We start from the raw sequence: 10,651 nt of genomic DNA, 5'->3' as shown, positions 1-10,651 counted from the left end.
GTCGCGTAACACCTCGGGGTTGCGGGGGGCCTTGGTGGGGGGGAGGACCGGGGGGGACCTTCAAACCTCCACTTTGGACGGACGGGTCCGGCCGGTCGCCGCCATGATCGGCGCGCCCGCGGCGCCGCGGGCGAACTCCACGAACCGCCACGCCCCCGACTTGTTGGCCGCCGCCTTGGTAACGCAGTACGCGTCGCTGTGCAGGACGGTGGCGGGCGTGCGGTGCACCGGCAGCGGCGCCACGTCCCACTCGAACCCGGTGATCGTGCGGAACGTGGTGGTGGAGCGGCGCGACGACATCAGCATGCCGAGTCGGCCCGCGGCGAACCTGGCCTCGTCGTCCTCGCTCTCCACCTCCTGGTCGGTGGGCACCACGCCGTGGCGGCCGCGCAGGTCGAGGAAGTCCGACAGCGCCTCGATCGCGGGCTCGTCGAGGGCGAACCGGGTCGGCCGCCGCTCGTCGTCGACCAAGGTGCCGCCGTTGGACCACACGAACGGCGCGAGCCGGATGATCTCGGGGGAGACGCCGAGGCCGTAGGAGACCGGGGCAGGGCCCGCGGGCGCGGGGGTTCCCGGCGCGGCGTCCGGGTCGGCGCCCTTGGCCACGTCGCCGTTGGCGTCGCGGGTCAGGCCCGCGGCGGTGGCCACCATGTCGTGCCAGCCCCAGCCCGGCTTCGGTTCCGCGATGCCGTGCTCGGCGAACAGGGTGCGGTTGTAGTAGACGACGAGGCTGGACATGTTCTGCGGCATGCAGAGCTGCCGACCGTCCACCTGGAACGCCGCGAGCGCCTGCGGGTAGAAGTCTCCGGCGTGGATGGCAGGCGAGCGGTCCAACAGTTCCTGCACCGGCTCGATCGCGTCGCGGGTCGCGAACTGGCCGTAGAAGCGGTAGTTCATCAGGAACAGGTCCGGTGGCTTCCCGCCCGCGATCGACGTGGACAGCCTGGTGATCAGGTCCTTGCGGTCGCTCGCCTCGATCAGCCGGAGGTCCGCGCCGGGGACCGCGCGCTCGTAGGCGGCTTCGAGTTCGCGGTACGCGGCGAGTTCGTTCGGGTCGCCGAACACCAGCAGGCTCACCGGACCCGCCGCTCCCGCCCGCACCTCGTCCGCCGCGCAGCCCGAGGCGAGTGCGGCGACGGCCGTGACGAGCGCCAGCGAGCGCACGAATCTCATTCCCGATGTCCCTTCCTCAGCCGCAGACCCCGTTGTGCCACGGCGAAAACCAGCAGCGCGGGTGCGGTGGCCAGCACCGCGCCCGCGAGGAAAACCGGGAAGTCGGTCGGATCGAGCGTGGCCAGCGAGCGCAGCGCGAGCGGCAGCGTGAAGGTGTCCCGCTCATAGAGGAACACCAGCGGGTCGAGGAAATTCGACCACGTGAGCACAAAGGTCAACGCCGCGACCCCGGCGGTCACCGGACGCACCAGCGGCATGCCGACCCGCCACCAGATCCGCAGCGGCGACATGTCCTCCAGCCTGCACGCGTCGTACAACTCGGCGGGCACGGCCCGAAACGCCAGGTAGTAGACCAGCGGGTACAGCGGCGAGGTGGCGATCAGCGCGGGCGCGACCAGCGGCGCGAGCGTGCCGGTCAGGTCGAGCGCCCGGAACAGCGCGAATCTGGGCACCAGCAAGGCGATCGCGGGCACCATCAGCGCCACCAGGGACAGCCCGATTACCACGCGCGAGGTCCTGGCCGACACCTGGGTGAGCGCGAATCCGGCGGTGGCCGCGACGAACACGCTCAGTGGCACCGCGATCACGCACACCAACACCGAGTTGATCGTCGCCCGCACGAGCCCGCCGAGCGCGACCGACTGCCGATATCCCTGTGTGGACACCGGATCGGGCACCAGGTCGGGGGTTACCGGCGGTGGCCGCCCGGGCACGTGCAGCGACCCGGACACCAGCAGCAGCAGCAACCCGCCGAACACCGCGACCACCGCGACCGCGCCGACGGCGCGTCCGAGCGTCCTGGTGTGCATCGCGAGTACCGCTCCCGACAACGAAAGTAGGCCGCGATGGGTGCACCGCGGCCGTGGCCCGGGGAACGGTGGCACACCGCCCGGGCCGAACACAATGGCAACACCGGGAAAAACCCGACCCCGGAACCCCCGTATCAGCCCTATTCAACGACACCCGCGGTGCCCGAACATGGCGCCGGCGTCCTTTCTGCGCCGGTGCCGCGAGGGAAGGGCGTTCATGAGACTCTCCAAGAGATCGGTGTTCCTGTTACTGGTAATGGGAATGACGGTGTTACCCGCGGCGGCCACGCCGAACGAGGCGGACCGGGTGATCGGCGTCGCGGCGGTCGATCCTGACCTCGCCACCGGCCCGGTCGGCGCGGACGAGTGGTTCGCCCGACAGCGGCTGTTCCCCGACCCCTCGGTCGACCTGGCCGGGAACCTGTCCCGCGCCCAGGGGCACGCGAAAACCCTTCAGGCAGGCCATAACCGCGCCTCAGTGCAAGCCGCCGTGGCGTGGCAGTCGCTGGGCCCCGGTCTCGGCGGCCGCGTCTCGGACCTCGCGCCCGACCCGACCAGGGCGAACACCGTCTACGCCGCGGCCGCGTCCGGCGGGCTGTGGAAGAGCACCGACGGCGGCGCCTCGTTCAGCTACTCATGGGGACCCACCCTGCCGCAGGGCGTCGGGGCGGTCGCGGTGGCGGCCAACGGCACGATCTACGTCGGCACCGGTGAGGGCAACCCGGGCTCGGCGTCGTACTCCTTCCCGGGCAACGGGGTCTACAAGTCGACCGACGGCGCCGCCACGTGGCAGTCGGTCGGGCTGACCGGCACCGACCGGATCGGCCGGATCTCGATCGACCCGACCAACTCCAACCGGCTCTTCGTCGCGGCCGCGGGCAAGCTCTACCAGCCGGGCGGCGCGCGCGGGCTGTACCGCACCGAAGACGGTGGCAGCACCTGGACCCAGGTGCTCGCGGGCGCCAACCAGACCACCGGCGCCATCGACGTGTCGCTCAGCCCCGGCAACCCCAACACGGTCTACACCGCGATGTGGGACCACACCCGCACGCCCGCGGGCCGCGTGTACGGCGGCACCGGCTCGGGCATCCACAAGTCCACCGACGGCGGCGCCACCTGGACCCGGCTCGCGGGCGGGCTGCCCGCGGTCAGCTCGAACCTGGGCCGGATGGGCGTCGCGGTGGCCAAGAGCGACCCGAACCGCCTGTACGCCATCGCCGCGAACACCTCGGGCGACTTCCTCGGTTTCTGGACCTCGACGAACGCGGGCAGCACCTGGACCGCGATCACCAGTACCAGCGCGCTGAGCAGCTCACAGTCCACCTTCGGCTGGTGGTTCGGCCGGATCTTCGTGGATCCCGTTGCCGCGCAACACATCTGGGTGCCCGGCGTGCCGATGCTGGAGTCGAGCAACGCGGGCGGAAGCTGGACCAGCAACAGCTCGTCGTTCCACGTCGACCAGCACGCGGTCGCCTTCGACCCGTCGGTGGCCAACAAGGTCTACTTCGGCAACGACGGCGGGATCTACCGCTCCACCCAGAACGGCTCGCTCAGCGGCTCGTGGACCAAGAGCACCAACCTGTCCAACATGCAGTTCTACACCGTCGGAGTGTCCCAACAGGACTCCACCCGGATCAACGGCGGCTTGCAGGACAACGGATCGGTGCGGTCCTGGGCGGGCTGGGGCTCGTACTACGGCGGCGACGGCCTGGCGAACCTGATCGACCCGAGCAACCACCTCAAGGTCTACGCCTGCTCGCAGAACGGAAACTGCGGCCGCTCCACCAACGGCGGCAACACGATGTCGTCGTTCGGCGCCACCACCTCGGACCGCCGCAACTGGCTGACCCCGGTGGTGCTCGACCCGACCAACCCGGCGATCGTCTACTACGGCGGCAACCGGGTGAACCGCTCGACCAACTCGGCGGCCGGGTTCACGGTGATCAGCCCCGACCTCACCAGCACCACCTGGGGCACCATCAGCGCCATCGGAGTGTCCAAATCGGACGCTCGGGTCATCTACGCTGGTACTGACGACGGCAAGCTCTGGGTGACCCGCAACACCGGCACGACCTGGACCGACGTCACCGCCGGCCTGCCCACCAGGTACGTCACCAGGGTGACCGTCGACCCGACCGACGCCAACCTCGCCTATGTCACGGTTTCCGGCTACCGCAACGGTTCCAGCGCCGCGCAGGTATTCCGCACCACCAACGGCGGCGCGACGTACCAGACGATTTCCGGCAACCTGCCCGACGCCCCGGTCAACGACATCGTGCTCGACCCGCAGAACCGGACCACCCTCTACGTCGGCACCGACGTCGGGGCGTTCACCTCCACCAACGGCGGCGCGAACTGGGCGCCGATCGGCACCGGCATGCCGCTGGTCCCGGTGACCGACCTGGAAACCTCGGTGTCGACGGGGCAGACGGTGATCACCGCGGCCACCTACGGGCTCGGCATCTACCAGATCCGGCCCGCTGGCACGCCCAGCAACGACTTCGCCATCGCCGCGGCACCGTCCGCCGCCACGGTCAGCCAGGGATCGTCGGCGACCACCACGGTCAGCACGTCGGTGTTGTCCGGCACGGCGGAATCCGTGACGCTCAGCGCGACCGGGCTGCCCGCGGGCACGACCGCGTCGTTCAGCCCGGCGTCGGTCACCGCGGGCGGTTCGTCCACCGCGACGATCACCACCGCCGCGTCGACCCCGGCGGGCACCTACCCGGTGACCATCACCGGCGGCGCCGCGTCGGCGACCAGGAGCACCACCTTCACCCTGACCGTGACCGCGGTCGGCGGCTGCGCGGGCACCAACGGCACGGACGTGGCCATCCCGGACAACGCCACGGTGAACTCGACCATCGCGATCTCCGGGTGCACCGGCAACGCCTCGGCGACCTCGACCGCCGAGGTGCACCTGCGGCACACCTACATCGGTGACCTGGTGGTCAGCCTCATCGCGCCGGACGGCACCGCCTACGTCCTGCACAACCGGGCCGGAGGCAGTACGGACAACATCGACAAGGTCTACACCGTGAACCTCTCCGGCGAGGCCCGCAACGGCACGTGGACCCTGCGGGTGCAGGACGCGGCGACCGCTGACGTCGGCACCCTCGACACCTGGACGCTCACCCTGTGACCGCCCGCGGCCGGTACCCCGACCTCGGGGTACCGGCCGCGGCCACCGGACCAGGTGACGCGCTGAGCAGGGTGAGGTCAGGCTCTGGTCGAGTTCGGGGTCCAGTCTTCGAGGGTGGTGTTGGCGGTGGGGAGTTCGGCCTCCAGTTCGACCCCGCAGGTGGCGATGATCCGGGCGACGGCGCAGTAGTACGCGCAGCAGATCACTAGCTCGGTGGTGGATTGGCGGCCGAGGCGGTCGAGTACCGCGGCGGTGGTCTCGTCGCCTGCCCGCACGTCACGGGTGATCTCGGCGGCGAAGCGCGCGACCAGCCTGCTGTCGTCGTCCAGCGCGTCGAGGTCGCCCGCCGAGGCGGCGCGGATCTCGTCCTCGGTCAGGCCGACCATCCGGCTCAACTGCTCGTGCTGGGCGCGCTCGTACGCCGACTCGGTCACCCGCGCCACCGTGAGGATGGCGATCTGGCGCAGCTTGGGATCGAGCCCCGCGCGCAGCAGGATCGCCTGGCCGAGGTCGGTCAGCGGCAGCAGCGCGGCTGGCGCGCCCGCGAACATCCGCACCACGTTCAGCGGCGGCAGGGTGGCGAGGACCGCGTGGGCGGCCTCGTCGATCTCGGCGTCGGGGGGATAGGGGACCCGGCTCATCGGGCGCTCCTCGCGTCTGGGTTGGTGAAGGTGGACTGGGTCAGGCGGGCCTTGCCCTCCGGGTCGTGGCTCGGCACGACGACCACCCGGCGACGACGGCACAGCTCGATCAGCTTGGCGGTGGTGCCGCGGTGCCTGCGCGCGCTCTGCGCGACGCCGTCCACCACGCCTGCCAGCAGCGCGCGCTCGGAGTAGGCCGCGTCGCCGGTGAGCAGGACGAGATGGTCCGACTGCTCGACCACGACCGACATGTGACCTTGGGTGTGGCCGGGGGTCGGCACCAGCCGCACGGTCCCGTCGCGGGTCAGCGGGACCGTCGCGTCGAAGACCTCCCACGGGTCGCTGTCGAACCGCACCACGCGCGGCTTGAGTGCGGCGGGGTAGTGGGAGTTGAAGTAGCCGTTGACCGGCCCGGTGCGCCCGAAGGCCATCGCGGCCTCCTTGGCGCTCAGCACGACCTCCGCGTTCGGGAAGTGTTCGAGCCCGCCCGAGTGGTCGCCGTGCATGTGGGTCATCACCAGCCAGCGGACCCCGTCCGGCTCGACGCCGAGCGCGCGGAGTTGCGGTCCGACCTCCTCCTCCGGCTCGACCCACCGGCGCTCACTGGTCCGGGTGAACGGGTGCCACCACGGGTGGTAGCCGGGGTCGTTGGCGTGTGAGCTCTCGCCGGTGTCGACCACGATCTGGCCCTCGGGGTGCTCGACCACAAAACACAGGATCGGCAGGCGGGGCGACCAGCGGCGGTCGGCGAGCACATCGGCCACCCGCGCCGGACGGGCCCGAAACCTGGCCTCGACGTGCCGCGACTTGATCTGGACCTCGCCGGTCTGGACGGCGGTGATCTGCACCATGGCCGGACGTTAACGCAATAGATGACGCGTTAGCAAGCGGTGGTTATCATGGGATCGTTGACCACCGAGCCGCCAAGCCCCAGCCCCACCCTTGACCTGGTTCGTGTCAGGTCCGGGGGCCGTAGCGCACGCACCAGAGCCCTCGTGCTCGATGCCGTCCGCGCGGAGCTGCTCGACAGCGGGTACGCAGCCCTCTCGCACCGAGCGGTGGCCCGCCGCGCCGGGGTCGATCCGGCGACCGTCTACCGGCGCTGGCCGACCCGCCCCCGCCTGGCCGCAGACGCGCTGCTGGAGATCGCCAGGGTCGCGGTGCCGGTGCCCGACACCGGCAGCCTGTCCAGCGATCTGGAGACATTCCTGAACGCCATCGCCGCCACCTTCGCCGATCCCAGGCTGCTGCGGCTGTTCCACGCGCTCTCCGCGGCCAACGCCGACGCCGACGCCGATCTCGGCGAGACCCTCCGGGCCTTCTGGCAGGCGCGCTTCGAGGACGCGGAGGCCATGGTCACCCGTGGCGTCGACCGAGGAGAACTCCCGCCGGGAACCGACCAGCACGCGGTGATCGAACAACTCGTCGCGCCGGTCTACTTCCGCGCGCTGGTCACCGGTGAGCGGGTGGACGGCGAGTTCGTCCACCGCTGCGTCGTCGGCGCACTCAGCTCCCAGCCGTCAGGACGATGAGTTCGTCCAGCCATGGTCTCCCGCGCGGATCCCGCCGTGAAAATGCTCAAAGGGCCTCCTCGGAATCAACCGAGAAGGCCCCTGATCACCACTTCCGTGGTGGGCGATACTGGGATTGAACCAGTGACCCCTACCGTGTCAAGGTAGTGCTCTCCCACTGAGCTAATCGCCCGAGGCGGAGGCGGGAATCGAACCCGCGTACAGGGCTTTGCAGGCCCTTGCCTAAGCCACTCGGCCACTCCGCCATGTCCCGGAGGCCAGCCTCCAAGGGGGCCGGCGCAGAGGCCGAACCGCTTCCGAGCGGACGACGGGATTCGAACCCGCGACCCTCACCTTGGCAAGGTGATGCGCTACCACTGCGCCACGTCCGCAAGCCACTGTTTCGGGGCGCCGGAGCGGTGTTCCCTCTGCCGTGGTGCGAGCGGAACTCTATCGGACGCCCGTTCGCCGCTCCAAATCGGGGTCGGCGGGTGAAGTTCGCTCAGGTCAGGTCGGTGGAGATCAAGTGCGTCAGCGCCTCGTCCACGTCGACCCAGAGATGCTCGTTGCCCGGGACCACGACATCGTAGGTGCGGTCGAGGAAGTCCGCGAGCTCCTGGGCCGACGCCTCGAACACGGCGTGGCCTGACGGCGAACTCAGCTCGATCACCACCACCTCGGGATCGTCCACCGCCGGGCGGATGCGGACATCGCCGTCGCCCGCTTCGGCGATGAGGCCGTCGGCGAGCAGGTCTCGGGCGAACACCCACTCGACCCATCCCGCGCGGCCGGTGCGGAAGGCGGCGACTACGGCGTACGGGTCACGCGTGTCATAGCGCAGCTCGACCTTCACCGGGACCGCGGGAGTCCTCGGCGCCAACAGGTCGAACACTGCCGTCGACCGAAGCGTGACGTGATCGTTTCGCATCGTCGCTACCCTTCTGCTCCCTTCCCAGCCAAACGACTGAGTACCAGTCATGTGACGCACCAGCGACGCGATTAGGACGCCGGATGGAGCTTTGTCACCCATCTGGGCCACCATCGCCTGCGCAGGGCAGTCGTGCCGCTTCGCTCGGTTACGAACATGCTCAGAGGCCCTCTCATACTGGCCGGTTTTCCGCCCGGTTGGTAGCGCCCCTAGGGCGAATGTTCGCAGGCTGATATGTCACGAAACGGCTAAGTCGGCGCTGACCTGGGCAACGCCGCCCCCGCTGTGGTCAGAGCCACGTTCACGCAGGTCACCCCCGCTCCTGATACCGTCCGCCGACGGCGGAATCCGACGCCGAGCAGGGAAGGCATGGCCGGTGACCAGCGAAACCCACGAGAAACGCCTGCGACCGGACTGGGTGGACCGGAACGCCACCACACGCGCCGTCTGGCGGATCGGCGTCGCCGTCGTCGGCGGAGCGGTGCTCGCGGCCGGGATCGTGATGATCCCCTACCCAGGCCCCGGCTGGCTCGTCGTCTTCGCGGGCCTCGCCATCCTCGCCATCGAGTTCCCCTGGGCCCGCCGCGTCCTCGACTACGCCCGCGGCAAATACGACACCTGGACCGGCTGGCTCAAACGCCAGAACCTCGCCGTCCGGCTGCTGGTCCTCGCCGTCACCGGCCTCATCGTCGTAGCCACCATCTGGCTGCTCAACGGATTCGCCCTGATCGGCGGCTGGTTCGGCATCGACTGGCCCTGGCTCAGATCCCCGTTTTTCACCTGACCCCAGTGATCCTGTATGGTTCACCCCGTCGACGCGGCCCAGCCGCGCCGGGCGATTAGCTCAGCGGGAGAGCACTTCGTTCACACCGAAGGGGTCACTGGTTCGATCCCAGTATCGCCCACACTGTGTTTTTGCAGCTAGACGGCCTGCCGGTGATCTTCGCTGGTGGGCCGTTCGCTGTTGTGGGGAGCAGGTGGGGAGCAGGGGTCGGGTGACGTGGGAGTAGCGGTCCGAGGCGTCTTTGGGTTTGTGGCCCAGGCGTTGTAGTTGCACGACTCGGGGGACGCCGTCTTCGATGAGCCAGGTCTTGTGGGTGTGGCGTAGGTCGTGGAAGTGCATGGTGGGTTGGATGGGTGCCCATCCGAGTTCCTTGTCGCCGGTGAGGGCGGGCAGCCAGAAGCGTCGCCGGAAGTTGGACCGTCGTTGTGGTGCGCCGTCGCGTCCGGCGAACACGAATCGGGAGTGGGGGTCGTGTTCGTGGTGCTCGGCGAGAAGGTCGACGAGGAATGGGGGCAGGTGGGCTGTCCGCACGCTCGCGGGTGTCTTGGGGGGTCCGAGTTCCAATGTTGTGCGGGTTTCGTGCAGTGCCCCGGTTTGGGGGTCGATCTCGATCCGGGGATCGCTGTCGAGTGTGGGTGTGGCGCCATTGCAGTCCGGCCAATTCGCCCCAGCGCAGTCCGGTGTAGGCGGCGGTGATGGTCATCAGCGCGGCGGTGGGTGGCATTCGACTCGCGATGGCGTCGACTTCGTCGCTGCCGGCGTGTGGGCGTTCGGGGCTGCCGGCGAAATTGAGGCGGAGTTTGCGGCATGGGTTGGCGCCGATGAGTCCCTCGTCGTCGGCTTCGCCGAGGATCATGGAGAACAGGATGATGATGTCCTGCACGCTCTTGTCGGCCAGCGAGGCACGTAGTGTCTTGTTCGCCCAACTTTTGACCGGCATGCGTTGGACGTCGCCGAGTGCGGTACCGGTCCACCTCGGGAGGATGTGGTTGCGGAGGTGGGAGTCGTAGGTGCTCCACGTTGTCGTGCTCACGTGATGGGCGTCGGACCAGACCCGGATCCACTCGTCGACAGTGGTCTGTGCCAGCCGGGGATCGATGAACCGGCTCCGCCGCTGGTCGGACTCGATGTCGGCGGCACGGTTGTCCGCGTCCTCCCGTGTGGCGAATCCGTTCTCCGTATGGAGTTCCCCGTCGGGAAGGCGATAACGGACGCGGAAACCGTCTTTTCTTGTCTCAACCCAAGCCATGTCGGCCGCCTTTCGAGAGTTGTCGCGTGAAACGGGCGGCAATATTTGCGCTCCATTTCGCGGAAAATGCAAGCGAAATGTGGTCGCCCCGGAATGCCTACCCGGGCATGTCGTCGCGTCGCGGGTGCCGACGCCTGCGGGGTCCCGCACCGATCGGGTGTGGCCGCGCCGGTTGCGCGGCGTCGGCGGTGATCTTCTCCAGGTCCGTTCGCGAGAAGCGCAGATGCTTGCCGAGGAACGTGCACGGAACCTGGCGGGCCGCGGCACGCCGACGTAGCCAGGACTCCCGCACCTGCAATGCCGACGCGGCCTGACATGGCGTGAACAGCAATTGGGCCGGACCGGGCGCCAGTCCGGTCGTACCCGACCCGGACCGGGGCTCGGATTATTCCCACCCGGAACGTCGTGTGCGTG

General features: G+C 69.3%; 10 protein-coding genes, 4 tRNA genes and 1 pseudogene. 5 read left to right on the top strand and 10 right to left on the bottom strand.

What is annotated here, in order from left to right:
• Positions 1–60 precede the first annotated feature (60 nt).
• Complete coding sequence (locus tag ACT4N7_RS03250) at positions 61–1,173, bottom strand: ABC transporter substrate-binding protein (RefSeq protein WP_444827035.1); 1,113 nt, start codon at positions 1,171–1,173, stop codon at positions 61–63.
• Positions 1,170–1,982, bottom strand: coding sequence for a carbohydrate ABC transporter permease (locus ACT4N7_RS03245; RefSeq protein WP_444827034.1), 813 nt, complete (start codon positions 1,980–1,982; stop codon positions 1,170–1,172). Before ACT4N7_RS03245 ends, ACT4N7_RS03250 begins: the two co-directional genes overlap by 4 nt.
• A 262-nt stretch (positions 1,983–2,244) precedes the next feature.
• Between ACT4N7_RS03245 and ACT4N7_RS03240 the strand changes: the two genes are divergently transcribed.
• Positions 2,245–5,124, top strand: a complete 2,880-nt coding sequence (locus ACT4N7_RS03240) for a proprotein convertase P-domain-containing protein (RefSeq protein WP_444827033.1) — start codon at positions 2,245–2,247, stop codon at positions 5,122–5,124.
• 77 nt (positions 5,125–5,201) lie between these two features.
• Here the strand turns inward: ACT4N7_RS03240 and ACT4N7_RS03235 are convergent, their stop codons facing one another.
• Together ACT4N7_RS03235 and ACT4N7_RS03230 are read right to left on the bottom strand one after the other, a co-directional pair.
• On the bottom strand, positions 5,202–5,765 hold the full coding sequence (locus ACT4N7_RS03235; protein WP_444827032.1) for a carboxymuconolactone decarboxylase family protein: 564 nt from the start codon (positions 5,763–5,765) through the stop codon (positions 5,202–5,204).
• Positions 5,762–6,616: an N-acyl homoserine lactonase family protein gene (locus ACT4N7_RS03230; RefSeq protein ID WP_444827031.1), complete on the bottom strand. Its 855-nt coding sequence runs from the start codon at positions 6,614–6,616 to the stop codon at positions 5,762–5,764. Before ACT4N7_RS03230 ends, ACT4N7_RS03235 begins: the two co-directional genes overlap by 4 nt.
• Before the next feature lie 144 nt (positions 6,617–6,760).
• On the opposite strand from ACT4N7_RS03230, the gene ACT4N7_RS03225 reads away from it, so the two are divergent.
• Positions 6,761–7,297, top strand: a complete 537-nt coding sequence (locus ACT4N7_RS03225) for a TetR/AcrR family transcriptional regulator (RefSeq protein WP_444827030.1) — start codon at positions 6,761–6,763, stop codon at positions 7,295–7,297.
• A gap of 97 nt (positions 7,298–7,394) precedes the next feature.
• Here ACT4N7_RS03225 and ACT4N7_RS03220 read toward each other — a convergent pair.
• The 4 genes from ACT4N7_RS03220 to ACT4N7_RS03205 all read right to left on the bottom strand — a co-directional run bounded on the left by ACT4N7_RS03220 (position 7,395) and on the right by ACT4N7_RS03205 (position 8,204).
• Positions 7,395–7,469 (bottom strand) — tRNA-Val (locus tag ACT4N7_RS03220).
• A gap of 1 nt (position 7,470) precedes the next feature.
• A tRNA-Cys gene (locus ACT4N7_RS03215) sits at positions 7,471–7,542 on the bottom strand.
• 54 nt (positions 7,543–7,596) lie between these two features.
• Positions 7,597–7,668: transfer RNA gene (locus tag ACT4N7_RS03210), tRNA-Gly, on the bottom strand.
• Positions 7,669–7,778: 110 nt separating this feature from the next.
• The gene (locus ACT4N7_RS03205) at positions 7,779–8,204 is read right to left on the bottom strand and encodes an SsgA family sporulation/cell division regulator (protein WP_018687187.1); all 426 of its coding nucleotides are present in this window, start codon (positions 8,202–8,204) and stop codon (positions 7,779–7,781) included.
• Between the two features lie 376 nt (positions 8,205–8,580).
• On the opposite strand from ACT4N7_RS03205, the gene ACT4N7_RS03200 reads away from it, so the two are divergent.
• Both ACT4N7_RS03200 and ACT4N7_RS03195 read left to right on the top strand, forming a co-directional pair.
• Positions 8,581–8,988, top strand: coding sequence for a TIGR02611 family protein (locus ACT4N7_RS03200; RefSeq protein ID WP_444827029.1), 408 nt, complete (start codon positions 8,581–8,583; stop codon positions 8,986–8,988).
• Between the two features lie 49 nt (positions 8,989–9,037).
• Positions 9,038–9,109: transfer RNA gene (locus ACT4N7_RS03195), tRNA-Val, on the top strand.
• Between the two features lie 101 nt (positions 9,110–9,210).
• Here ACT4N7_RS03195 and ACT4N7_RS03190 read toward each other — a convergent pair.
• Positions 9,211–9,519, bottom strand: a pseudogene (locus ACT4N7_RS03190) (tyrosine-type recombinase/integrase); the annotation flags it as partial.
• Between the two features lie 106 nt (positions 9,520–9,625).
• On the opposite strand from ACT4N7_RS03190, the gene ACT4N7_RS03185 reads away from it, so the two are divergent.
• Positions 9,626–9,898, top strand: a complete 273-nt coding sequence (locus tag ACT4N7_RS03185) for a hypothetical protein (RefSeq protein WP_444827028.1) — start codon at positions 9,626–9,628, stop codon at positions 9,896–9,898.
• A gap of 436 nt (positions 9,899–10,334) precedes the next feature.
• On the opposite strand, the gene ACT4N7_RS03180 is transcribed toward ACT4N7_RS03185, so the two are convergent.
• Positions 10,335–10,568, bottom strand: a complete 234-nt coding sequence (locus tag ACT4N7_RS03180; RefSeq protein WP_444827027.1) for a helix-turn-helix domain-containing protein — start codon at positions 10,566–10,568, stop codon at positions 10,335–10,337.
• Positions 10,569–10,651 lie beyond the last annotated feature (83 nt).

Origin of the sequence: Actinokineospora sp. (assembly GCF_052390155.1) — a bacterium.
Taxonomy (GTDB): domain Bacteria; phylum Actinomycetota; class Actinomycetes; order Mycobacteriales; family Pseudonocardiaceae; genus Actinokineospora.
Note: the sequence above shows the minus strand (reverse complement) of the source record. Positions and strands in the feature narration are given on the sequence as shown.

What these genes read in the sequence shown, in the direction of transcription:
- ACT4N7_RS03250 (WP_444827035.1), bottom strand. Translation starts at nt 1,173, where the DNA reads ATGAGATTCGTGCGCTCGCTGGCGCTCGTCACGGCCGTCGCCGCACTC.
- ACT4N7_RS03230 (WP_444827031.1), bottom strand. Translation starts at nt 6,616, where the DNA reads ATGGTGCAGATCACCGCCGTCCAGACCGGCGAGGTCCAGATCAAGTCG.
- ACT4N7_RS03240 (WP_444827033.1), top strand. Translation starts at nt 2,245, where the DNA reads ATGACGGTGTTACCCGCGGCGGCCACGCCGAACGAGGCGGACCGGGTG.
- ACT4N7_RS03245 (WP_444827034.1), bottom strand. Translation starts at nt 1,982, where the DNA reads ATGCACACCAGGACGCTCGGACGCGCCGTCGGCGCGGTCGCGGTGGTC.
- ACT4N7_RS03205 (WP_018687187.1), bottom strand. Translation starts at nt 8,204, where the DNA reads ATGCGAAACGATCACGTCACGCTTCGGTCGACGGCAGTGTTCGACCTG.
- ACT4N7_RS03235 (WP_444827032.1), bottom strand. Translation starts at nt 5,765, where the DNA reads ATGAGCCGGGTCCCCTATCCCCCCGACGCCGAGATCGACGAGGCCGCC.